Genomic DNA, 23,433 nt, shown 5'->3' on the forward strand with positions numbered 1-23,433 from the left:
CTTATAAGGTTTTCAAATATGCCACCAACAGCTTAATTGTATTTGTTATATCTGATTTAGATGCAACTGATACAGCTGAATGGATATATCTGCATGGGACAGACAATGTTGCAATTTTTGCACCTTCTCCAGTTCCATGGAAGGTTGCTGCATCATTTCCTCCTGCAATAGCCTTTCTTCTCTGATGTATTATTCCAAGTTCATTACCTAATTCCATCAAATCTTGTGCTATATCCGTGTCAAAAATACTTGTTCTATCCATAATAGAAATTGCAGGTCCTTTTCCTACCTCGGTGGCACTTAAGTGCTTTGGAATATTTGGCATATCAGCACATATAGTTCCCTCTAAGGCTATACCAATATCTCCCTTTACGTTTAAAGAAGCAATAAAAGCACCCCTTTCTCCAACCTCTTCCTGAACTGCAAAAACTCCATATATATCTGCATTATAACTTTCCTTTAATGCCTCCATAAGGATCAAACAACCCATTCTGTCATCAAAGGCCTTTCCTTTCACTAATCCTTCTCCAAACTCATCATATTCTGTATCAAATACCACATACTCGCCAAGTTCGATTAACTTCTCAGCTTCACTTCTAGAGTACGTCCCAATATCAATACAACAGTCATCATAAGTTAAACCCTTCTCTCTTGGAGCCTTATCTTGAAGGTGAATAGGTTTTGCTCCAATAACTCCTGGAATTTTATCTGGACCAATAAGCACAGTCTTTGATGGTATTATTTTAGCATTTATCCCCCCCAAAGCTCTAAATCTTAAAGTTCCATCATTATTATAGCCTGTTATAATAAATCCAACTTCATCCATGTGGGCATCTATTATAACTCTTTTCCCATTCCCCTTTTTATGGGCAATTACATTACCCATTCTATCTACAAAAATCTCATCTACATAAGGTGCAATCTTTTCTTTTATGAAGTTTCTAACTTCGCCTTCATACCCTGAAGGTCCATCTAAAGAAGTTAATTTATCTAAAAGACCACCCTTTTCAAGAATCTCTTCTAAAAACATATTAACTCCTCCAATTCCTCACCTTTAATATTTTCTATAAGCTTAGCCATCATATATCCAACATTTTTAATGTCATCCATATTAACAGTTTCCACTGATGTATGCATATATTTAATTGGAATAGATATAAGTAACGTTGCTACCCCATTACCTCCTACTTGAATGTTCCAAGCGTCTGTTCCAGTACTTCCTGCTTCAACCTCAACTTGATATGGTATAGAATACTCCTTACAAATTTTCACTAAAAGCTTTCTAACCTTCGGATGAATATTAGGCCCTATACATATAACTCCACCATTTCCAAGCTTTGTGTCACCTTCCTTTAATCCATATCTTCCGCAATCAAAAGTTACATCTACAGCAATTCCTATATCTGGATTAATTCCATTAGTAGCTGTTTTAGCTCCTCTTATTCCAACTTCCTCTTGAGCAGAGCATACAAAATACACATCTAAATCATGACTTATATTCCTAAGCTCTTTAGCACATCTATAAAGAGCCACAACCCCACTTCTATCATCTACTGTTTTTACACTCACATTATTATTTAAAAGTTCTTTGTAATTACCTTTTATCGTTATATAATCCCCTGGTCTCACCAATTCTTCTAAAGCTTCTTTAGAATATCCAGTGTCAATTAGTAAAGATTCAACAGTTACAGCTTTTTGCCTATCCTCTTCTGTCATTAAGTGAGGAGGCTTGATTCCAATAATCCCAAGAAGCTTTTCTTTTCCATGAATTATTACCTCCTTAGAAACTAACGTCTTAGGATCAATTCCATTTCCTTTAAACTGTAAAAAACCATTTTCCTTTATATCTGTTACCACCATAAATATCTCATCTAAATGAGCCATTAACATGATTTTACCTTTACCCTTACCTTTTTTATGTACAATAAGGTTATTTAAATTATCAACAGTAACTTGTCCAAATTCCGAAAACACCTCAGTAACATATTCATGTAGCCAATGCTCTCTTCCACTTGGTCCATGAGCCAAACAAAGCTCCCTTAGAAACTCCTTATCTTCCACAGTATTCAGCCTCCATCCTTACAAATATTTCATTATGATAAAATTATATCCTATCCCTCCTTTAAAAGAAAGTACGGGATGCGAAATAATCTGAATTATCTTTCTCTTTTCTCTTGATAATCCATATAGATTTATATATGATTTAACTATACATAATTTAATTAAGTAAATTATATTTAATTTTTTATCTAGGAGTGACTTTTATATGAAAACGTTAACTAAACTTTCTCAAAATGATATACAAGCTATTAAAATTAAAATTCAGGGTTTCCTATATACTGATAGAGTGTCAATCTTTAAACATGATACCGTACCAGAACCTGCAACAAAATATACTGAAGAAGATTTAAATATCCTTGGTTTCCTAGCTGAAGAGTATGAAGATTTATTTGAAAATTCTCTTGGCATACTTACGTCCTCTCACGTTGAACTTAATGATAAAAAGTGTATAGCCTGTAAACGTTGTACAAGATTTTGTCCAAGCCAAGCTTTAGAAAAAATAGGGGTAGACTTAGTTTTACATGAAGATAGATGCATCAGATGTGGTAACTGTGTCGGAAACTGTCCCTTCCTAGCCTTAAAAGCTCCTGAAACTGGTCTAGGTGTATACATAAAAAATTTATCTTCTGAGAAACCGCATATGCTTCCAACCTTGTATAAGGTAGATGAACTTAAAGATGTACTATCAAAAATATATAATTTCTTCAATGAAAACAAGATTGATGATGAGGTCTTATATGAGTTTGTTGAAAGATTTGGATTTGAAAATTTACTTAAATCTATACAGTAGAACTGAAAAAGCATATAAAAAAGGGCAGTTGTATTTAACTCTGCCCTTTAATAGTCTATATAATCTATTCTACTTTTATATAAATTAATCTCTAACTCTAATTGCTTAATACTTCTTTCTATCATGCTATTAAAAGAGTTAAAAATATTAATTAGTCTGCTGTTTAAAAGCTTCCAAGCTTCGTCCTTCAAAAAGGTTACATTACTATGAATTATATTATTTTCTTCTTCAACTGTAACATCTAAAAGTGACTCTACTTCAATATTTTTATAGTTAAACGTCTTAACTATATCATAAACTTCTTCCTTCAAACCTAAGTATGCCTTCTTAACAGCCTTTAATTCTTTACTCTCATTAAGCTTCAAGTCATAATTTAAATAAATATCATTCAATCCCCTATGAAGCTGAAGCATAACCGATGGTTCATATATGTTGAAATTCCCCATATAAGTTATAGGTTTAAACACATACAATTTTTCAATTCTTTCTTTTCTGTTCTTTACCATGAAAAGTATTATTTCTTCACACTTATAAATAAAGCTTTTTATTATTTCTGTAACTAAACTATTTAAAATAAAACTAGTTTTAACTTCATAAGCTTCAATTAAATTTTCAAAATCACTAGGAAACCTTATATCATATATGGATGAATAAAATTCATGATTAAATACATCATTGAACCTTCCCTGTGTTTCCTGCTCAAAACTTCTAAATCCTTCAATATATATGCTTTTCACAAAGCATATATATGTGAGTTCACCCTCCAGTACTGATATACATCGTCTATATAAACTTTCATTTGTTATTAGACTATTTCTACATCTGCACATTGTAGTTTTTTTCTCCATATCCATAGTTAAAATATAATACTTATTTAATGTCTCTATGTAGTTTTTAATTATTAAGCCTAATTTTTCTTCTGTAGCTTGATTTATCTTATTAAGAGTTTCTTTAACTAGCTTTTCTTCAATTATTACCTTAACTTTTTCTTGAAATTCATCAATCTTCATGAAAACAGATTCTCTCATTAAATTCACTTCATCATAAAATGTATTTAAATCCATAGAACTCTTATTAGCTATAAAATACTTTAAGTCATCATGTTCTATTGAAATACTTTTACCTAAAGCTTTCACCAAATTATCCATTTCAAGGTACGCTTCACTTTTCACTTCCTCAATGATTTGTTTTATAAATTTTAAATTAAATTTTCTTATATCATCCTTAGATTGCTCTATGATGTATACATTTATATTTTTAACATTACTATTTCTCTCTACAAAGGTCGCAATCTCCAAATTCCAGGAGTTCAAAAACAATCCATATTCCTTAAGGAAAAATTTCTCCATGCTATAAAATATATAATTAAAGTTTTCGACTTTAATCTCCTGAATCTCTGGTAATGATTTTATATTTCTAAAAATCATCGCATTTTCAAACAAATCTATCCATTGCTTTTTATATTTTTCAATTATATTAACACCGTAATCAATAATAAAATTACGACTATTTCCTTCTTTGTCTGTTAAACAAAAAAAGCTTCTATAAAGTTCCAACATACCTTCTACTATCTCTAATCCATCTTTATATAAATTAATATCATTATTTAATGAGTCAAATGTATCTTTTATATTAGCATCCATAAGTACATCACCCCATATATTTTCTTTGAATATCTATTCTACATTATCTAAAAAATCCCCTTTAGTGCTACTTAAGAGATTATCGACATTAAAATTCAATAAATATTCCAAGCTAAAACCTGACCCGTAGTTTTTGCAGTGATAGCTTTTGACCTGTTTATCCAATAAAAAAATTCAAGAAAAACTTGTTAACTAAGTTTTCTTGAACTTTTTTACTATTCTACTTCTACAAATTTATTTGATGAAAATAAATATAAATATCTTCTTACTTTTTTCTTCTTAAAGGCATCCTTAACTGCTTCACTGTAATAATCTAGCTGCACTTTATACCGTTCTTTTATCTCTTCAATTTTATCCTCTGGAGCATAATCGGTTTTATAGTCAATTATTATACCTTCCTCGTCATCATCGAAGTAGCAGTCTATTACTCCTCTTAAAAGTAGCTTTTCATTTTCGTACTTTTCTTTATCCAGGTTCTCATAGATTCTAGTACTTGGAATCTCAACTCGGAAAGGCAGCTCTCTTTTTAAATTTCCTAATCTATAAGCTTCAATAACCTTTTCTCCCATATCACTATTGAAGAAATTAAATATTTTTGTGACACTTACTTCTTTTGCCGCTTCAAAGGTCATTAACTCCTTTTCTACCATTGAGTTAATTTGTTTTTTAATACTTTCCTTAGTTACTTCTTCTTGAAGATTTATCCTCTGCATTACATTGTGATAAGCCGTTCCAATTTCTGCAGAGGATAAACCTTTTTTCTCCTGAAGAAATAAAGGTGTCTGCATAAGCTTTGAAACTACCTTTCTTGCTGCATCTTCTGAATCTTCACCATAAGTACTTGCTATATATTCATCTTCAAAATAATCTGCTGCTGTTTCGTCTTCACCACTTTTTGCCTTCACTGCCTTATTGGCATCTTCAGCTTTATTGTGAGCTTCCTTAAGCTGAGTAACACTTATAACTGTTGGCATCTTCGTAGCTTTCTCAAACTCATATTGATAATTTAATCTTTCCTTCAGAAGCTCATCATATTGACCTTTGGAGTCCATGTTTTCCAGAATCTCCAGCTTTTCTTCTATGGACATTCCTTCATGATGAACTGCATCTGAAGCCATGAATTCTTCTTTTTTAAATATATTAACTTTAAATGCACTGTTATCCTTAATAAACTTTGGTTTTATTACCTTTTCCTCATTGAAGTGCCTTAAAGGTTCGCCATCTCTATGATTCATTACTGCAGCACCTATCCAATCCATGTAAGAGGTCTGCTTCTTTGTAAACTTTGTTTTTATACTGATTTCATTTTCAAGATCAGCTCCAGCCCATTTCTCAATCTTTTTCCCAAGACCCTTACTGCTTCCAACTAAAATCAGCTTTTCCTTTGCCCTTGTAAGAGCAACATAAAGCAATCTCATTTCTTCTGATTTATTTTCACTTTGAATCTTTTTACTTATAAATTCTCTTTGAGCAGTATTATGGCTAACTCTATTATCTAAATCTATGAATGTAGGACCGTAGCCAAGCTCTTGATGGAAGAGAATTTTCCCCTTAAGGTCTCCTTCATTAAAACGCTTATTCAGACCACATAAAAATACTATCGGAAACTCTAGCCCTTTACTTTTATGGATACTCATAATTCTAACTACATCTTCATTTTCTCCAATGATTTTTGCACTTCCCATATCTTCACTGCTGCTCTTTACGTTATTAATAAAGTTAATAAAGCTGTAAAGCCCCTTATAGCTAGTTCTCTCAAAATCCTTGGCTCTCTTAAATAAAATCTTTAAGTTTGCCTGTCGCTGCTCTCCCCCTGGAAGAGCTCCCACATAACCATAGTAGCCTGTATCCGTAATTATCTGCCAGATTAATTTATTTATTGGAGTATATCTGCTCTCTAATCTCCATCTTTCGATTTTATCAAGGAAATCTTTAATCTTCAGAATTAACCCTTCATTATCAGCTCGATATTTTGAATTACCTTCTGCAGCTATATTTTCATTTGATAACTCTTTATTTCCTCCATATACTGAAGCATCTAATGCCATTTCTCCATTTTTTTCTTTGTTTTGAATCATACCAACCATTGCATGATAAAAGCTTACCTCTTTGTTAGAAATTCTTATATCTGCCAAATCATCTGTGGTAAAGCCCCCAATTGGTGACCTTAAAACTGCTATTAAAGGTATATCCTGAATAGGATTATCAATTATCTCCAAGGTACTGATTATAGTTTTAATCTCCAATGTATTAAAGTAACCACCACCACCTTCAGAGAATAGCGGAATTCCTTCTTTTTTAAACTCTTCAATGAATATTGGTGCAAGCTTATTACTGGAACGTAAAAGTATTATCATATCTTTATATGTTGCTCTTCTGTAATCATCAAGATGCTTATCATAGACCTTAAGAGAGTTTTCTCCTTCCACCTCCATAAGCTGTCTTATACGTTTTGCAACAAATCGAGCTTCCACCTGAATTGCATCAAGCTCTTCCTTTGTTTGCTCCTCCTCTGATGACTCTTCTTCTCCTATTCCCTCTGAAGAAATCACTTCACCTTTTATTTTATGCTCCTCTACAGCTTCTTCTTCACCTGAAGGTACTTCTTCATCTAGATCTATAATATTAAACTCTACTGCTCCACCTGCATTTCCAATTTCATTAAACTCCTTATACGCTGCTCCAACTTTTAACTCTTCTCCTTCGTCATAGGCAAGCTCCCCTACTTCTTCACTCATGACAGCTTTAAAGATAAAGTTTATTCCATAAATGACTTCCTCACGGCTTCTAAAGTTTTTGTGCAAGGTTATAAGAGCATTTAGGTCATCACCATCCTTAGTATAAGTGTTCTTTTTCTCCTTAAAGAGCTCTGGCTTAGCCATTCTAAATCTATATATGCTCTGCTTCAGGTCTCCAACCATGAATACATTTCTTCTGCCCTGCTCTTTTCTGCAGATTAGATTAATGATTTCCTCTTGAACATTATTAGAATCCTGATATTCATCAACTAAAATTTCTTCAAACTTCTCTTTCAATTCAAGGGCTACATTAGATGGCTTTGATATATCTTCCTTATCCCTTAAAATTTCAAGAGCATAATGCTCCTGGTCATTAAAGTCTATAATACCTCTTTCCCTTTTCTTTTTATCAAAGGCATCTTTAAATTCTAATACAAGATTCGATAATTCAGCCATTAAAGGATATAATGCTTTAATCTGCTCAATAGTTTTCGGGTCGGTGATAGCTTTAATCCTATCCTGTACAGGCTTATAAATATCCTTATATTCGTCTCTAATTCCTTTAACCTTTTCCTTTAATGCTCCAGCTTCACCTGAAAGCTTAAGTGATGGAAATCTTCCAAAGGCTGCTCCTGAAATTATCTCTGTGCCTTCCTTTAAGCCATTCTCAATTACCTCAAAGGTTCTTTCCAATAAATCACCATCAGCCTCAAATATTGAAGTTAACTTTTCTAAATCTTCATTTGAAACAATAATGTCCATGGCCTGATTATTTAACTCTAAGGCAATTAAAATTTCTTCTCTTAATTCCTTAATAAATTCATCCTTAAAAGAAAAATCTTCAAAGGAGAAATCCTCCCCTAAATTAAAAGCTTCAGCCTTTGCTTTAAGCCATATTTCAGGGCTTGCCATGCTCATGGCAAAGTTGTAAAGTTTTAATACTATCTCTGCAAGGGCTCTATCGGTTTTATTATCACAATAGCTTTCCACCAGCTGTAGAAAGGCTTCAGAGCCTTCATTATACTTAGCTTCCATTAAGTCTTCTAAAGCTTCCAGCTTTAAAAGATTAAGCTCTGTGGTATCTCCAACTCTAAAGCTAGGCTCCACATCTATTTGATGGAAGTTATTCTTTATGAGATTCAAACAAAAGGAGTGCAGAGTAGATATACTGGCTTTATTAAGTAAAATAAGCTGTGTCTGTAGATTTCTGTTGTTTGGATTTTCTTTTATCTTCTTATTGATAGCTTCTCCAATACGCTCCCTCATTTCTGCCGCTGCAGCATTAGTAAAGGTTACAATTAAAAGCTTATCTATATCCACTGGATTATCTTCATCGGTTATTATATTTATTATTCTTTCAACTAAAACTGCAGTTTTACCTGAACCTGCAGCTGCCGATACAAGCGTATTTCTATATCTAATATCAATGGCCTTCTGCTGGTCTTCTGTCCACTTAACACTACTCAAGACTTTCACCACCCTTTCCTTCTTCCTCTAATTTCTCTAGAAGCTCTGATGGCCTCACTCTAGGCATAACCTTATAATTGTTAATCCCCATAGTTTCATCAAACTGACATATGGAAGAGAAATCACAGAAATCACAATAAGAACTCTTACCATTTTTGCAAGGAGTAACCTCGATAATTCCCTCCAGCATATTTTCACAAACTTCTTTGATTTTCTCCTTCATATGGTCTCTAAGGACATTAAAGGCACCATTAGAAATAACAGAATTATTTCTTTTTCCAAAGTCAGGATCTGTTTCTCCCTTTTTAGGCTTATTAAGTGAAACTGGAATTATGGCAGAGGTTCCCCCACCTTCAATGGTTTTATCCATTTCCCTGACAACCTTTAAGTCTTTTATAACTAGTCCTTTCATCTTTAAGGCCTTTAATATTTCTTCATTGATATTTTCCAGTGTAATCTTTTTAGAAGCATCCATTATTGGGTCATCTACTGCAAGATAAACCATTGCTCCCGGCTTAGTTCTTCTGCCATTTACACCTTCTAATACAGGACTTTTAGCCATTCTTCTTTCTTCTAAGGTAAGAACTGCATCTAAATATGTTAGTAACTGAATCTTTAAACCATTATAAACGTCATTAATATCTAAATCTGACCTTCCTGTCTTATAATCTACAACTCTGTAATAATTAACTCCATCAATTGTAGTTTTATCAACCCTGTCTATCTTTCCTTGAAGTTTAACTACCTCACCGCTGGACAGCTTAATTTCTATAGGTGGATAATAATCCTCTTCTCCAAAGCCAAAGGAAAGCTCATATCCCATTGGCTGGAAAGTTCCCCTCTCCATTTGTTCGTTAATAATTCTAACCATTCTATATAAAATACGTTTTACTCTTGCCCCTATATACTCATATCTCTTGGAACTTCTTAAAACTCTATGGTCATCTGATGCCATCATTTCATCTATGATATTTTTAACTAATTCTTCACAAAATCTATCATCTAAGGTTCCCCATTTAACACCTTTCTCTTCAACCTTCTTTGAGAACTTCTCAATGCCCTCATGAAGAAGATTTCCAAAATCTAAAGGTGCAAAGGTATATATCTTTCTTTCCTTAGCCCTTAAGCCATATCGAACAAAATATCCAAAAGAGCAGTTGGCATAGGCTTCTATCTTTGAAACACTTAGCCCTTTGCCATAAAGCTGTCTAATTTTCTGTCTGCTGATTTCCTCCACATGATTCTTATAAGTAAATCCGCTTATAACCTTATCCAGCTTTTCTTTGTACTCTTTCCTGCTGTAAAAATATCTATAAATCTCCTGCCATAAGGGCGAAATTTCATCTTTCTCAAGATAATCATGGAGCTTTTCAATAAGCATATTGAAGGTAGGAAGCTCTGCCACCACAGTATCTTCTGCCATAAGCTCCTCATGATGAATGATATCCGTTTCTTCTGTAATATTTTCAAAAATCCCCTTAAGCTTTGGAATAACCATGGAATACCTTTTAGTTCTTCCCTCTAAATCAGCAATGGGGTATGTTACATATAATAAGTTACTGGCTAAGGTCAGTAGTTCATAAATAAGATGCTGCTCACCAAAGGCAAGCTCAAGGCTGTTATCAGCCACACTTATTCCATTATTTTTAAAGGTTATTCTATCACTATCATTAAATAATCCTTCATCTCCGCTGGTTCTTGGAAGAAGTCCATCATTTACTCCAATAATCATTGCTGCTTTAACTTCTTGAGCCTTAATTCTATCTGCACTTCCAACCACAACCTGATCCATTGAAGTTGGAATAAGTCCCATCTTATTATGAGAAATTCCCATATTCATCATATTATTAAAATCTTCAATGGATAAAACTTCATTTCCTAAGAGTTCTACAAATTGGTCAAATAGCTCAATAAGCATATTCCAAATGTTACTGTATTCGTCCACAAGAACAAGATTACTTTCATCTTTAAATAGCTCTATATACTCATTTACTTTTTCATATACTCCACCTTCAACCAAAAATTTATAAATTTCTTCACAAAATTCTCTAACTGTATGCTTTCCTTTAATTTTTTGCTCTATCTTTATTAATGGAGTAACACCTTTTTCTTTTATTTCAGTTATACCTGGATATCTTTCATGGTCATTAAAGTAAATACCTTCTTCATCAATCCATTTCTTTCTACTTTTAATCCCGAATTCTAATGCATAGTTTTCTAACAAATCTACTTCTTCAGATTTTAAAATTGTAAAACCGCTTTTAAAGTAATTTATTATGGAGTTATCTCTCCAGCCTTTAGCAAAAATATTTAGAAGTGAGGTTATATAAACAATAAGCGGATTTGAAGCTATATCTTCCTTATCATCAATGAAGTATGGAATTTCATATTCATCAAAAATAACCCTTACTATATCCTTATAATTTTCTAAATCTCTGGTAACAAGAATAATATCCCTAAACCTATACTTTTCGTCTCTTACCAAACTTAAAATTTCTTTAGCAATATACTCAATCTCTCCGTAAGGATTCTGCGCCTTAAAGATTTTAATATCTTCTGTATTTCCTTTATATGCAGACTCTTTGCTATTAAAGTAATTCCTTTCAAGAAATTGAAGCTCTAAACTGTTTTTAAATCTGTGACCAGTATCTAAATGAAGAGTTTCCTTTGGATAATGACCATAATCTTGAGCAACCTTTATAAGCTTCTGCTCTGTTACGTATATAGGATAAAATGGATTTGTATCATCTCCATCTCCTTGAACTTCTCTTCCACTGTAAGGCAGAGTAATATTTACATTAGTACAAAGCTTTAAAAGTTTTCCAATGATGTCATACTGCTGTGGTGTAAAACCATTAAATTCATCAATCCACACCTCGGCCCCCTTAAGAAACTCACTTTCTTCAATTTTCTCCTTTAAAATAGTTAAGTTATCCTCAAAATCAAAATAGCCTTCATTAAGCTTTTCTTGAAACTTAGAATAAATCTTTTCAACATCGGTCAACTTATCCACCAATAATGAATTTTCATCCACATTTTCCTTTAAATCTAATAACGTTTGTGGAAAAATATTATGTCTTTTAAATTCCGTTAATACTCCAATAATTTTATCTACAAAACCATTTTGCTTTGTAGCTCTCTTAAATATACTTAGCTCCTCTTGAACCTCTTCAATTGACCTTCCAATAATAATTGCCTTCCCCGTATCGTTCATATAGCTATGTGTTATTCCACCAACCTCATTAAATACAGTAAAAGCCAGTCTTTTAAAGCTTAATAGATGCACATTATTTATTCCCGTTGCACCAATTCTATCTATTAACGCCTTCTCTGCCCTAAAGGATAACTGTTCAGGAACAATTAAAATAAGAGGCTTATCATTTCCCTTTGACTTTTTATATATTTCATCAACACATGTATAACTCTTACCCGTACCAGCTCTTCCATAAATAAATCGAATACCCATTTGCATCACTTCCCTCTATAGTTTATATGAAAAATAAAGATTGAAAGATGAACAATTATAGTTGAAACTCCTTTGGAGTTTCTATATTTTTATTTATTGTTTATACTAATTCCACAGGAATTCTTTTATCAATCTTTCACTTATCACTTTTAATCTTTCCTTTAATTATATATTACCATAGGTATAAGTTGTCTAATCAATTCCTTTTATACTTTCCCAACAAATAATACTTATCTAATGAAAATCATTCTGTAAATTAAAAACTATTTATTCAAAATTCCGCTTCTAAACAGTATTGATTCGATTTAAAGTTATTTTTCTCAACATATACCAATAAAACCGTTTTCAATTTAACAAATTTTTAAACATTGCAAAATATTCTAAAAAGAGTTAAACTAAAAATGTGTAAAATTAATCTTTAAATCATGGAGGATACGGGATATGAATAAACTTATTTCAATCGATGAAGCAATTGCTAAAATCGAAGATGGTATGACCATTATGATTGGTGGTTTCTTAGCTAACGGAACACCTGAAGCTTTAGTTGATGCTTTAGTAAATAAAGGTGTAAAGAACTTAACAATTATCGGTAACGATACTGGATTTGTAGATAGAGGAATTGGAAAACTTATAGTTAACAAACAAGCTAAAAAAGTTATCGCTTCTCACATTGGTACAAACAAAGAAACTGGAAACCAAATGAATTCTGGAGAAATGGAAGTAGAATTAGTTCCACAAGGAACTCTTGCTGAAAGAGTTAGATGTGGCGGTGCTGGTCTAGGTGGATTCTTAACTCCAACTGGTCTTGGAACAATAGTTCAAGATGGAAAAGAAGTCATCACTATAGATGGACAAGAATATATTTTAGAAAAACCTTTACATGCTGATGTAGCCCTTATCTTTGGTTCAAAAGTGGACAAGAAAGGTAATGTTTATTATCACCAATCAACAAGAAACTTTAACCCATTAATGGCTACTGCTGCTGATGTTGTTATAGTTGAAGCTGAAGAGCTAGTTGAAGTTGGAGAAATAGAAGCAAGCTGCGTTATGACTCCACACATATTTGTAAACTATATTGTGAAGGGGGATAACTAACATGGATAAGAACATGATAAGAGAAGTAATTGCAAAAAGAGTTGCTCAAGAATTACACGATGGAGACGTAGTCAACTTAGGTATAGGTTTACCAACTATGGTTGCTAACTACCTTCCTGAAGGAATGGATATAACTTTACAATCTGAAAACGGATTTATAGGAATTGGAGCTGCTCCTGCTCCTGGTGAGGAAGATAAAGATTTAGTTAACGCAGGTGGACAATACGTTACTGTTACTCCTGGTGCTGCTTTCTTTGATTCTTCTATGTCCTTCACAATAATCAGAGGTGGACATGTTGATGCTACAGTTCTAGGTGCTCTTCAAGTTGACCAAGAAGGAAACTTAGCTAACTGGATGATTCCTGGTAAAATGGTTCCTGGAATGGGTGGAGCAATGGACTTAGTTGTAGGAGCTAAAAAAGTTATCGTTGCTATGGAGCATACTCAAAAAGGCGCACCAAAAATACTAAAGAAATGTACACTACCTTTAACAGCTTCTCACCAAGTAAACTTAATCATTACAGAATTAGCTGTTTTAGAAGTAACTGCTGAAGGATTAGTTCTTAGAGAATTAGGACCTGAAGCAACTATAGAAGACGTAAAAGCTGCTACTGAAGCAGATGTAATAGTACCAGAAAACGTAAAAAGAATGTCTATCTAAGTTAAGAATTAAAGAATTTATAATTAAGAATGAATGTTATTTTTCTTCGCTTTGTTAAGAGAAATTGCAATTTTAAAATTGCAAAATAAAATAGATGAAATCCCATTGGATTTCATCTATCATTCTTAACTTTTACTTCTTAATTCTTATCTTGCCATTAATTACACCTAATGTTTTCATAAATAAAGCCCTAAATCTAAACAGCTTGCCATCTGTTTAATCTTTAGGGCTTTGTTTCGTTTTTTTATGCACTAATTTATCTTTTTAATTTCCTGAAATAAACGCTCTCTATTATTTATTTCAGGCTTCTCTATAACTAGTTCAAGCATTGTATTTAATGTTTCTCCAATTTCTTTTCCATCTTTAATTCCTAGTAAAATTAAATCTCTTCCATTGATTTTTAAATCTTTAATTCTATAACACTCACCATTTTCCTCAATGGAACTTAAAAGCTTTATGTACCTGTCCTTATTAAATTTTTTTTCCGTTGCTTCCTTCATAAGTATTAGCTTTTTAAACATATCCAGATCTATTGAATTTAAAATCCTTTTTATTTCTGTTTTTTCACAACCAATTTCAACATTGAAATATCTGCTTAAAATACCAACTTCCCTTATTGTTGTTTTATCATATCTTAACGTCCTGAAAAAACTTTCTACTGTCAAGTTCTTGCCCTCATCTTTCACATTACCAATAAGATTATAGGCTTCTGCTATAAAATTGAAAAGAATGCATAATCGTATACTTAAGTCTCTTGGAGCCGATTCAATGATTTGTCCACAATTTTCAGTAAAGCTATTCAAATTATCCACTTTTATACTGAAATTGTGCATAAATTCAATAATTATATTAAAAATATCTATTTCAAATAAAAGTTTAATCATTTCCTTTGGATTTTCTGCCATGATTAATTTATTTAATTCCATCATAATTCTTTCCGATGAAATATTTCTTAACAACTCTTTACTCTGGTTAATTGCCTCCAAAGTATTCTCTTCAATTGTATAATTTAATTGTGCTGCAAACCTTAGTGCTCTCATTATCCTTAAAGCATCTTCACTAAATCTTTTATTAGGATTTCCTACACAACGAACTACCCCTTCGTTAATATCTTTCCTTCCATTGAAAAAATCAATTAACCCTTTTTCATAATTGTATGCCATTGCATTTATAGTGAAATCACGTCTCGAAAGATCTTCTTCAATTTTTGATGTAAATTCAACCTTTTCTGGTCTCCTGTTATCTTTATATTCTCCATCAACTCTATATGTAGTAATTTCAATACTTTCATCTTCAAATAAAATAACAACAGTTCCATGTTCCATACCAATGTCAATTGTTTTATACTCCTTAAACACCAGCTTTGTTTCATGAGGTAAGGCTGATGTACACACATCCCAATCATTAGGACATCTTCCAATAATACTATCTCTAACACAACCTCCAACAACAAAAGCCTCAAACCCAGCATTATTTAACCTTTCTAAACATAGCTTAATTCTCTTGGGAATAATAATCATAATTTAATCAATCCTTATAAAAATATTTTTATATCACTATAAATTATAATCTATTGCATATCATATAAACATAATTCTAAAATTAAATTTAAAAATAAATAAACTTACTACAAATTGTTACCTTTTCGTAATGAATCTAGTACTTAAATCCCTTACAATAGTGTTAGTGATAAAAAATACGACAAAAACAACGAAGGTGATACAAATGTCAGAGAATTTTAAAAGACCAAGACGACACAAATCAACATCAAACTCAACCATTATCATTCCAATAATATGCATATTACTTTTGAGTGTTGCAATGTGGACTAACTCTATTGCCAATAATTATAGTTCAAAAACAACTGATTTATCTAATAAGATAAAGTCAGCTGAGACTGAAACAAAAGAAATTGAAGTTAAAAACAAAGAACTAGAATCTTCCATTTTCGAACTAAACTCTCAAATTAAAGAGATGGAAACTGAATTAAATTAGGAAAGGAGAGAGTCATGGATATTAATTCATTTATGGAAATTCCATCAAGAAAACGTGTAAGAAAAATAAAACTTTCCGCACAAAATATTATTAAATTATTAGTACTCTTAATATGTTTTGTTACTTTATGTCTGTGTTCTGGAAAGATGTTTTATAAAATGTACCAGTATACTCGAATAAAAGCTGAGTATAAAACAATTATTAAACAAAACACACTGCTTTCAGAAACTACATCAGAATTATCTAATACATATGCTAATACAAAAGCTAAATTTGATGAAGTTCAAAAAAACTATGACCAAGCTATGGCTAATTCTCCTATTGCATATCTAACCTTTGATGATGGACCTTCTGACAATACAATTAAGCTTTTAGACGTTTTAGATAAGTATAAAGTTAAGGCAACATTTTTTGTAGTTTATAAAGAAGGTTATGATGATGTCTATAGAGAAATCGTTAAGCGTGGACATGTTTTAGCAAATCATACCTATAGTCATCAATATAAAGATATTTACGCATCACCTGAAGCATTTATAGATAATATTCTAAAGCTTGATAAAAAGTTAGAAGAAATTACAGGAGTTCCACCGTCAAAAATATTAAGATTCCCAGGCGGGTCAAATACAGGATTTGTAACTCCTGATAATTCAGCAAAAATCAAATCCAAGCTTAATGAATTAGAATATTCTTACTATGACTGGAATGTAGATTCTACGGATGCATCTGCATTAACCCAACCAAAAGAAGTTGTTGTTAATGGAGTTCTTAGTGGAACTGATTTAGTTAATACTGCAAATATATTAATGCATGATACAAATGTAAAACATACAACTATTGAAGCCCTTCCTCAAATCATAGAAGGCCTAAAGGATAGGGGCTATAGATTTAAGAGCTTAGATCACGAATCAGTTAAAATACAGTTTTAAATTAAAAGTGGATTCAAATGAATCCACTTTTTTTATACAGCTATATCAACTAAATATATCCTTAATCCCAATAACAGCATCAACATAGTTAACCTCTCCCGAAGTATAAATATCACATAAGGAGCTTATGGTTACCCCCCTAATAGGCAGATAAATAAGTTCTCCTTCATCTTCTACATGAACTCCAATAACATCATGAATAACATAAGTTTTTTCCTTATACTTTCCTATAACCATAACTACGTGACCGCTTAAGTATATTAAAGCTCCTGGTTTTACTCCTTCAATAACCCTCAGCTTATCATTCTTCTGTGTACTTTCGTCAAAATAAATAGATTTACCTACGGATTTTTTTAACTGCTCACTTGTATTTCTCGGGAAATATATCCCAAATGTTCTAAATATGTCGACAATCATTGAAGAGCAGTCTCTGCCTTCAAATTCACCTCCCCAACCATATCTCTCACCTTGAAACTTAAAGGCCTGCTTCAAAATATTTCCCCTCTTGCATTTTAGGTATCCTTTTTTAACCTCTGCATTGAAAGGTATTAACACATGAGTTAATTTCAATTTACCACTTCTGTCTCGTACAGGATATTTTACAATATAATTTCCCTCTGTATACATATCATAAATGTTATCATTTCTTTCCCAATCAGTTTCTATTGGCAGTCTTACTCCCATATCAAGACTTTCTTCACTTAATGCTTCTGAAAAAGGATTGTACCCTAACATAATTTTTCTGCCAGTTACAACTATAAAATCTTTACTCTTACTAAATTCTTCAATCTCTTCTTTATCTCCTAAAGCTATATACTCACTATTAATCCAACCACTACAGTTAAAGGTTTTACAAAAGAACCACTTACCATCTCTACTTATAGAATATATTACACAAGGCTCTCCAACATAAACTGCACTTTCCATAAATCTATCCAACTCATAATCTTTTGGTTCCTTAAACACCCTGTCACTAGTTGGAAAGCTTTTTAGCTTTCCCCTTTTAACCACAATACCGTATTCAGGTTTTCTATCCCTTAATTCATTTAAATTCATATTATCTTCAAGTTTATCATAATACTCCTTTGACAGCTTAGCACCATTTTTATACCTGTCAGCTTCTGGTCTTCGACTAACTAGTTTTATACTTTCTTCAATACTCTCTCTTGTTAATTCATTTTCTTCCTCAAAAATATTGTTCAAATATCCTTTTTTAATATTTTCCATATTCATCTTTTTTATATCCTCTTCGGTTAACAAAGTACCTTTACTTCTTCTACAAAGCTTTATCCATAAATCACTGTAATACATTGAGTCCATTACATTTTTATTTCTTATATCCAAAACAGCTTTCCTCCTATCCATACAGGAATAAAATATCCACACTATATTTATATTAAAGTAAAAAAAAAGTATGAAGCCATAAGTAATGGCTTCATATCAATTTAAGTTTTTATTTAACTAAGAATGAATGTGATTTCTCCTCTCTACTTTCGTAGAAGTTTTAAATTATTTTTTATTAAACTGTGAAATTCAGAACTGCTTGAGAAAAAGACTAAAGAATCGTAGCTTTGTTAGGATTCTTTAGTCTTTCACTTGATCAAATCAAAGAATTTCCTACACCACTCTTAATTCTTAATTCTTAATTCCTACTCATATCTCAATGCATCAATTGGCTTTAATTTTGCAGCTTTAACTGATGGTAATAATCCAAATATTATTCCTATTACCATGGAGAAAACTACTGAAATCATAATTGCCGGTACACTGATTGCCACTGGTGCCTGCGACATTTTTGATACCACTTGTGCCAGTGCAATTCCAACAAGAACTCCAATGATTCCGCCTAGACTTGTTAAAACAGCAGCCTCTGTTAAAAACTGTGTTAAAATCTTGCTGTTTGGAGCTCCAATAGCCTTTTTAAGTCCAATCTCTTTAGTTCTCTCGGTTACTGATACAAGCATTATATTCATAACGCCAATACCACCAACTAAAAGTGAAATGCTTGCTATCCATATAAGTTGATTGTTTGTTGCTGCACTAAGCTCTTGTAACTCCTTCGCTTGTTGCAGAATATTCTCTGCCTTATACTTTATATTATTTTGATTAGTTACATATCCATTTAAAGTATCAGCAACAGCTTTTCCAACAGTAGCCATGTCATCAGTAGTCGTAGTTCTAACTACTACACTTTGTGGCTCATCATAGCCATATATTATTGGCCAAGTTGAATCTGGAATAAACACCATACCACTACTATTTTGAGCATACATATAATAATCTTCCATAGAATTAATAACAGGCTCAAACTGCTCTGAAAGTTCTGCAATACCAACAACCGTATATGGTTCTCCTGAAATTTCTATAGTTTCTCCAACAGGATTAACTCCGGCAAATAAGCTATCCACAGAAGTTTGGTCTAACACTGCAACTTTTCTGAACTTAGTAAAGTCTTCTGCAGCTAAGCCACGACCTTTTTTTATTCTGTAACCACAAGTATTGAAATAGTTATTATCTACTCCCATTATCTGTCCTCCAGATAAACTTGTGTTTCCAAAGAATATATTATCATAGCTTCTTCTCATATTATACATTGAAGCTGCCTCAACATTTTCAAGATTTTTAATTGTGTCAAACACCTCTTGAGAAATCATAGGAATTCCATCTGGTGCTCCATTATACTCCATTTCATACTGCCAATCATCTTGAAAAAGCTGTATGTCAACAGTATTACTTCCAGCTCCAATTAAGTTTCTTTTAATCTGCTCATTAGTCCCCTTAATAGTGGAGACGATTGTTATTATTGATGCAATTCCAATGATAATCCCAAGCATTGTCAGGAACGACCTCATTTTGTGGGACCAAATACCTTGGAATGATAATCTAATATTTTCTAACATTTCTTCCCCTCCTATTTAAAGAACATTCCGCCCTCTTCACTCATATCCTTAACTCTAACGCCTTCCTTAACATTTTTTCCATATGGGAAAGCTATTCTATCTTCCATGGTTACTCCCTCTTTTACTTCAACCTGTTCACCATAAATAATTTTTCCTGTTTCTATATATCTTTTTTCAAGTCTATTATCTTCATTTGCAATAAACACGTAGTTTTTCCCATTTTCTTCTCTTATATATGCTTTGCTAAGATATAAAGCATTTGATGTACCATCTGTATTTCCACCTACTGTCATTGTCATATCAAGATACTGACCGTTAGTTAAGCCTTCACTCTCTTCAATAACTGCCGTAAATGGATAGTAGGAAACATTCATATTTCCACTACCATAATTGTTACCATTGCTTGCAGGATACTCAGATATCTCTGAAATTACTGCATTGTAGGTCTTTTGCCCCTCTGGACTCCATAAATTAGCCATTAAAGCGTCTCCACCCTTTAATTGTCCTAGCAATAACTCACTAATTGAACCAGTAACATAGAAGGCATCACCACCACTAACTATCATAAATGGAGTTCCAACAGTAAGTTCTTCCTGTGTCTTAAGACTTGATACCTTACCTTTAACACTGCTTATAACAGTACATTTATCTAGCTTTGCCTTCGTGTTATCGTAATTTAGTTGCGACTTTTTCTTTTTAAGCTGTAAATCTCTTATTTTCTCCTCTTTTTCTGCAATAAGCTTTGCCAATTCCTCCTTTGTATACCCCTCTTCTACTGGTGGTTCAACAGGTATTTCTGGTTCAACTGGTTTTTCATCTGAATTAACTCCAAACTTCCAAACAGAATCTGCAGCCACTGGTTCATAATCTGAACCATACATAGTCCATAGATATAGCATATCTCCTTCAACTACATTTCCTTTATGAATCTCAAAAACCGCAACTGTTGGTTCCCCCTCTTTGCTTGTGCCAGCAGTATTATAGCCTATAAGCTTATTAATAAACTCTCCTGAAATTGTAACCTCAGGACTACATAAAAATCTATATGGGTCATCAGCTGCTCCCGTTCCTTTATATGCCTTAGCATCAGATCTTATATTACTGTATAAAGTAGCTTCAACCTTTGGTGGTTGTGGTGTCTCTTCATTTTCACCACTATTCTCTCCATCAGTCCCTTCTTTACTACTACCATCAGCTTTATTAGCTGCCCCATCTTTACCTACAATTGGTAAGGATGCTGGTACCTTTTGTGTTTCTTCAACCTCTACAAGCTTTGGTGACTTTTTTACTATAGGCGTTGTATTTTTTAAAACCTTTAGCTCCTCACTAGCAACTGCTATATCTCTATCCGCTTGTTGCATTTCAAGATTTTGAGTTTCCATATCAAGCTCTATAAGAGTTTTATCATACTCAAATAATTTATCTCCTACATTAACCTCCTGACCTTCTGTTACGAAGACCTCCTTAACCTTTTGCTGCTCTTCAAGATATATCTCCTGCATCAAGTCATTGCTAACTATCCCGCCAGTATACATTTCATTGCCCCACCAGCCTCCAGTTAAGCTAGAAACAGGTGTAACTTCAACCTTTTTACTAGAATCACTATTTTTTCTGTAAAGCCAGATTCCTCCGCCACAAATTCCAACAGCGATTACAGCTGCCAATACTATTGACACTATTCTCTTTGTTTTCATTATAGTGATTCCTCCTTAACTTCAAAGACATTATTTTCGCTTAACTCACCATCTCGAATATAAACTATTCGCTTAGCTCTTTCAGCAACTTCCCTTTCATGAGTAATCATTACAATGGTTACACCCTCATCATTAAGCTTTTGAAATAACTCCATAATCTGTTCACCAGATTGACTATCTAAAGCTCCTGTTGGCTCGTCGGCTAAAAGTATTTTAGGATTATTAACCATAGCTCTAGCAATTGCAACTCTTTGGTTTTGTCCACCTGAAAGCTGTGTTGGTTTAAAATCAACTCTATCAGCAAGGCCAACTCTCTCAAGGGCTTCCTTTGCAATTATATGCTGCTCCTTCTTAGGAACTCCAGCATATAAGAGTGGTAGCGCTACGTTATCAAGAGCAGTTTGTCTTGGAAGAAGATTAAAGCTTTGAAAAACGAAACCAATACTCTTTAAACGTACTCCAGATAGCTCCTTATCATTGTATAGAAGAATATCTTCATCAGCTAATTTATACTCTCCTGAAGTTGGTTTGTCCAAACAGCCAATAATGTTCATAAGTGTACTTTTACCTGACCCCGATGGCCCCATTATGGCCACATATTCTCCTTCTTCAACATTTAAAGAAACATCCTTTAATACTGGAACGTCCATCTTCCCCTGTTCGTAGTTTTTATAGATGTTTTTTAATTCTAATATCATTCCGCTATCTCCCCTCCGTCTTTTATAACCTTAGTTCCCTCTTCTAATCCTTCTTGTGGGAACGCTATATAATCTTGAGGAGTAATCCCTTCTACAATTTTATATTGATCCATATCTGCATCATATTCTCCTAATGTTACTGCTTTTTTTTCTAGCTTGTCCTTATCATTGGCAGTCCATATAAATGCATTTTCTCCATCCATTTCTACTAAGTAATAACTTGGAAGCCATAATCCTTCCTTTTGTTCACCTTGTCCATTATTCATTTCTACAAATACGTGCTGACCAAGCATTAAGCCTTCATAAGAATCTAGAGTTGTGTAGAAATGATATTTTGTCGCTGTTTCAACATTGCCACCACCTGGACTCATCATTCCGCCATTTTGGTTATTGTTATCTACTGGACTCTCTGTATCAATCTTATTGATAGTTCCATTCCAAGTTAATGTGCTGTCAACTCTAGAACGAGCAATAACAGGCATACCTTCTGTTAATGCATATATGTTTTGTTCATTAGTCGTTGCCTTAATTCTATACTCTCCAGTAGCAAGAATCGTCATATAAGCTACAGGTTGTCCATATTGATCCATCCCTGTTTTATTAATTGACTTTACAACTCCCTGTATATTACTAGTTACCTTTGCAGTATCAATACTCTTTTGAAGCTGAGTTAATTCTATGTCTTTAACGGTCTTGTTATATTCAGCTCTCTTTACAGAGTTTTGTAAATTTTGTATCTGAATTGTATATTCTAACTTGCCATCATCAGAAGCATTTGCCTTCTCTGTCTCAAGGGTAGCAATTTGACGATTCATTGATAGAATTTCATTGCTAATAGATTCAAGCTCAAGCTTTCCCTCTTCCAGCTTCATTGCCATCTCACCAGTGTCATATAAAAATAACTCTGTTCCTATAGAAACTTCTTGTCCCGCTTCTACATAACACTCCTTAACAGTCTTTCCTGAATCAAGTTTTATTTCTAAAGTTTCCTGTGGCTCAACAACCCCTGAAAATCTATTCTGTAGACCTATTCCTCCCATTCCAGTAATCATTGACACTGAATCTACATATACACCTTCTCCATTGCTGGCATCTGACTTACTTCCTCCAAGGAAATATACTCCAGCTGTAATTACTCCTGCAAGCACCACAGCACCAATGGTAATAACGACTTTCTTATTCATTCTGTACCTCCCCCAATATTATTCATGCTAACTCTATCGCATGAATATAGTTATATTTACCATGTCCTGGATAGAACAAATTTTACATACAATTCAATCAATTCTACCATATACT

The 23,433-nt window shown here is 32.9% G+C and carries 16 protein-coding genes; 5 read left to right on the forward strand and 11 right to left on the reverse strand.

Features of this window, described 5'->3' with window-relative positions; genetic code table 11:
• Position 1: 1 nt before the first annotated feature.
• Together BN1075_RS06050 and BN1075_RS06055 are read right to left on the reverse strand one after the other, a co-directional pair.
• On the reverse strand, positions 2-1,030 hold the full coding sequence (locus tag BN1075_RS06050; protein WP_040192175.1) for a M42 family metallopeptidase: 1,029 nt from the start codon (positions 1,028-1,030) through the stop codon (positions 2-4).
• Positions 1,021-2,061 carry a zinc-binding metallopeptidase family protein gene (locus BN1075_RS06055; RefSeq protein ID WP_040192176.1) on the reverse strand — a complete coding sequence of 347 codons (1,041 nt, stop codon included), beginning with the start codon at positions 2,059-2,061 and terminating at the stop codon, positions 1,021-1,023. Before BN1075_RS06055 ends, BN1075_RS06050 begins: the two co-directional genes overlap by 10 nt.
• Positions 2,062-2,266: 205 nt before the next feature.
• Between BN1075_RS06055 and BN1075_RS06060 the strand changes: the two genes are divergently transcribed.
• Positions 2,267-2,851: a 4Fe-4S binding protein gene (locus tag BN1075_RS06060; RefSeq protein WP_040192177.1), complete on the forward strand. Its 585-nt coding sequence runs from the start codon at positions 2,267-2,269 to the stop codon at positions 2,849-2,851.
• Positions 2,852-2,898: 47 nt separating this feature from the next.
• Here the strand turns inward: BN1075_RS06060 and BN1075_RS06065 are convergent, their stop codons facing one another.
• From BN1075_RS06065 to addB, 3 genes are all read right to left on the reverse strand, one after another.
• On the reverse strand, positions 2,899-4,494 hold the full coding sequence (locus BN1075_RS06065) for a hypothetical protein (protein ID WP_040192178.1): 1,596 nt from the start codon (positions 4,492-4,494) through the stop codon (positions 2,899-2,901).
• Positions 4,495-4,709: 215 nt separating this feature from the next.
• Positions 4,710-8,708 (reverse strand): UvrD-helicase domain-containing protein, encoded by a 3,999-nt coding sequence (locus tag BN1075_RS06070; RefSeq protein ID WP_456151391.1) that lies wholly within the window; start codon positions 8,706-8,708, stop codon positions 4,710-4,712.
• A complete protein-coding gene (addB, locus tag BN1075_RS06075) occupies positions 8,692-12,165 on the reverse strand; it encodes a helicase-exonuclease AddAB subunit AddB (RefSeq protein ID WP_040192405.1) in 3,474 nt (1,157 codons plus the stop codon). Before addB ends, BN1075_RS06070 begins: the two co-directional genes overlap by 17 nt.
• Positions 12,166-12,606: 441 nt before the next feature.
• Here addB and atoD point away from each other — a divergent pair, with 441 nt between their 5' ends.
• Together atoD and BN1075_RS06085 are read left to right on the forward strand one after the other, a co-directional pair.
• Entirely contained in the window at positions 12,607-13,260 is a 654-nt protein-coding gene (atoD, locus tag BN1075_RS06080) for an acetate CoA-transferase subunit alpha (RefSeq protein WP_040192180.1), read from the forward strand.
• 1 nt (position 13,261) lies between these two features.
• Positions 13,262-13,921 carry a CoA transferase subunit B gene (locus BN1075_RS06085; protein WP_040192182.1) on the forward strand — a complete coding sequence of 220 codons (660 nt, stop codon included), beginning with the start codon at positions 13,262-13,264 and terminating at the stop codon, positions 13,919-13,921.
• A gap of 251 nt (positions 13,922-14,172) precedes the next feature.
• On the opposite strand, the gene BN1075_RS06090 is transcribed toward BN1075_RS06085, so the two are convergent.
• On the reverse strand, positions 14,173-15,441 hold the full coding sequence (locus BN1075_RS06090) for a CCA tRNA nucleotidyltransferase (protein WP_040192183.1): 1,269 nt from the start codon (positions 15,439-15,441) through the stop codon (positions 14,173-14,175).
• A gap of 205 nt (positions 15,442-15,646) precedes the next feature.
• On the opposite strand from BN1075_RS06090, the gene BN1075_RS06095 reads away from it, so the two are divergent.
• Together BN1075_RS06095 and BN1075_RS06100 are read left to right on the forward strand one after the other, a co-directional pair.
• Positions 15,647-15,916 (forward strand): hypothetical protein, encoded by a 270-nt coding sequence (locus BN1075_RS06095; RefSeq protein WP_040192184.1) that lies wholly within the window; start codon positions 15,647-15,649, stop codon positions 15,914-15,916.
• Between the two features lie 14 nt (positions 15,917-15,930).
• Positions 15,931-16,842 carry a polysaccharide deacetylase family protein gene (locus BN1075_RS06100; RefSeq protein WP_052406419.1) on the forward strand — a complete coding sequence of 304 codons (912 nt, stop codon included), beginning with the start codon at positions 15,931-15,933 and terminating at the stop codon, positions 16,840-16,842.
• A 45-nt stretch (positions 16,843-16,887) separates the two neighbouring features.
• Here BN1075_RS06100 and BN1075_RS06105 read toward each other — a convergent pair whose 3' ends face one another.
• The 5 genes from BN1075_RS06105 to BN1075_RS06125 all read right to left on the reverse strand — a co-directional run bounded on the left by BN1075_RS06105 (position 16,888) and on the right by BN1075_RS06125 (position 23,318).
• On the reverse strand, positions 16,888-18,186 hold the full coding sequence (locus BN1075_RS06105) for an SH3 domain-containing protein (RefSeq protein WP_040192185.1): 1,299 nt from the start codon (positions 18,184-18,186) through the stop codon (positions 16,888-16,890).
• Positions 18,187-18,491: 305 nt separating this feature from the next.
• A complete protein-coding gene (locus BN1075_RS06110; protein WP_040192186.1) occupies positions 18,492-19,742 on the reverse strand; it encodes an ABC transporter permease in 1,251 nt (416 codons plus the stop codon).
• 11 nt (positions 19,743-19,753) lie between these two features.
• Positions 19,754-21,436 (reverse strand): biotin/lipoyl-binding protein, encoded by a 1,683-nt coding sequence (locus tag BN1075_RS06115; RefSeq protein ID WP_040192187.1) that lies wholly within the window; start codon positions 21,434-21,436, stop codon positions 19,754-19,756.
• Positions 21,436-22,134, reverse strand: a complete 699-nt coding sequence (locus tag BN1075_RS06120; RefSeq protein ID WP_040192188.1) for an ABC transporter ATP-binding protein — start codon at positions 22,132-22,134, stop codon at positions 21,436-21,438. Before BN1075_RS06120 ends, BN1075_RS06115 begins: the two co-directional genes overlap by 1 nt.
• Complete coding sequence (locus BN1075_RS06125) at positions 22,131-23,318, reverse strand: efflux RND transporter periplasmic adaptor subunit (RefSeq protein WP_052406420.1); 1,188 nt, start codon at positions 23,316-23,318, stop codon at positions 22,131-22,133. The genes BN1075_RS06120 and BN1075_RS06125 overlap by 4 nt, the downstream gene beginning before the upstream one ends.
• Between the last annotated feature and the right edge of the window lie 115 nt (positions 23,319-23,433).

Origin of the sequence: Clostridium culturomicium (genome assembly GCF_000821305.1) — a bacterium.
Taxonomy (GTDB): Bacteria; Bacillota; Clostridia; order Clostridiales; family Clostridiaceae; genus Clostridium_J; species Clostridium_J culturomicium.

Excerpts from the sequence above, each read along its gene's own strand:
- BN1075_RS06115 (WP_040192187.1), bottom strand. The coding sequence starts at position 21,436 with ATGAAAACAAAGAGAATAGTGTCAATAGTATTGGCAGCTGTAATCGCT.
- BN1075_RS06050 (WP_040192175.1), bottom strand. The coding sequence starts at position 1,030 with ATGTTTTTAGAAGAGATTCTTGAAAAGGGTGGTCTTTTAGATAAATTA.
- BN1075_RS06095 (WP_040192184.1), top strand. The coding sequence starts at position 15,647 with ATGTCAGAGAATTTTAAAAGACCAAGACGACACAAATCAACATCAAAC.
- BN1075_RS06060 (WP_040192177.1), top strand. The coding sequence starts at position 2,267 with ATGAAAACGTTAACTAAACTTTCTCAAAATGATATACAAGCTATTAAA.
- BN1075_RS06085 (WP_040192182.1), top strand. The coding sequence starts at position 13,262 with ATGGATAAGAACATGATAAGAGAAGTAATTGCAAAAAGAGTTGCTCAA.
- addB (WP_040192405.1), bottom strand. The coding sequence starts at position 12,165 with ATGGGTATTCGATTTATTTATGGAAGAGCTGGTACGGGTAAGAGTTAT.
- BN1075_RS06110 (WP_040192186.1), bottom strand. The coding sequence starts at position 19,742 with ATGTTAGAAAATATTAGATTATCATTCCAAGGTATTTGGTCCCACAAA.
- BN1075_RS06120 (WP_040192188.1), bottom strand. The coding sequence starts at position 22,134 with ATGATATTAGAATTAAAAAACATCTATAAAAACTACGAACAGGGGAAG.
- BN1075_RS06065 (WP_040192178.1), bottom strand. The coding sequence starts at position 4,494 with ATGGATGCTAATATAAAAGATACATTTGACTCATTAAATAATGATATT.
- BN1075_RS06125 (WP_052406420.1), bottom strand. The coding sequence starts at position 23,318 with ATGAATAAGAAAGTCGTTATTACCATTGGTGCTGTGGTGCTTGCAGGA.
- atoD (WP_040192180.1), top strand. The coding sequence starts at position 12,607 with ATGAATAAACTTATTTCAATCGATGAAGCAATTGCTAAAATCGAAGAT.
- BN1075_RS06090 (WP_040192183.1), bottom strand. The coding sequence starts at position 15,441 with ATGATTATTATTCCCAAGAGAATTAAGCTATGTTTAGAAAGGTTAAAT.
- BN1075_RS06100 (WP_052406419.1), top strand. The coding sequence starts at position 15,931 with ATGGATATTAATTCATTTATGGAAATTCCATCAAGAAAACGTGTAAGA.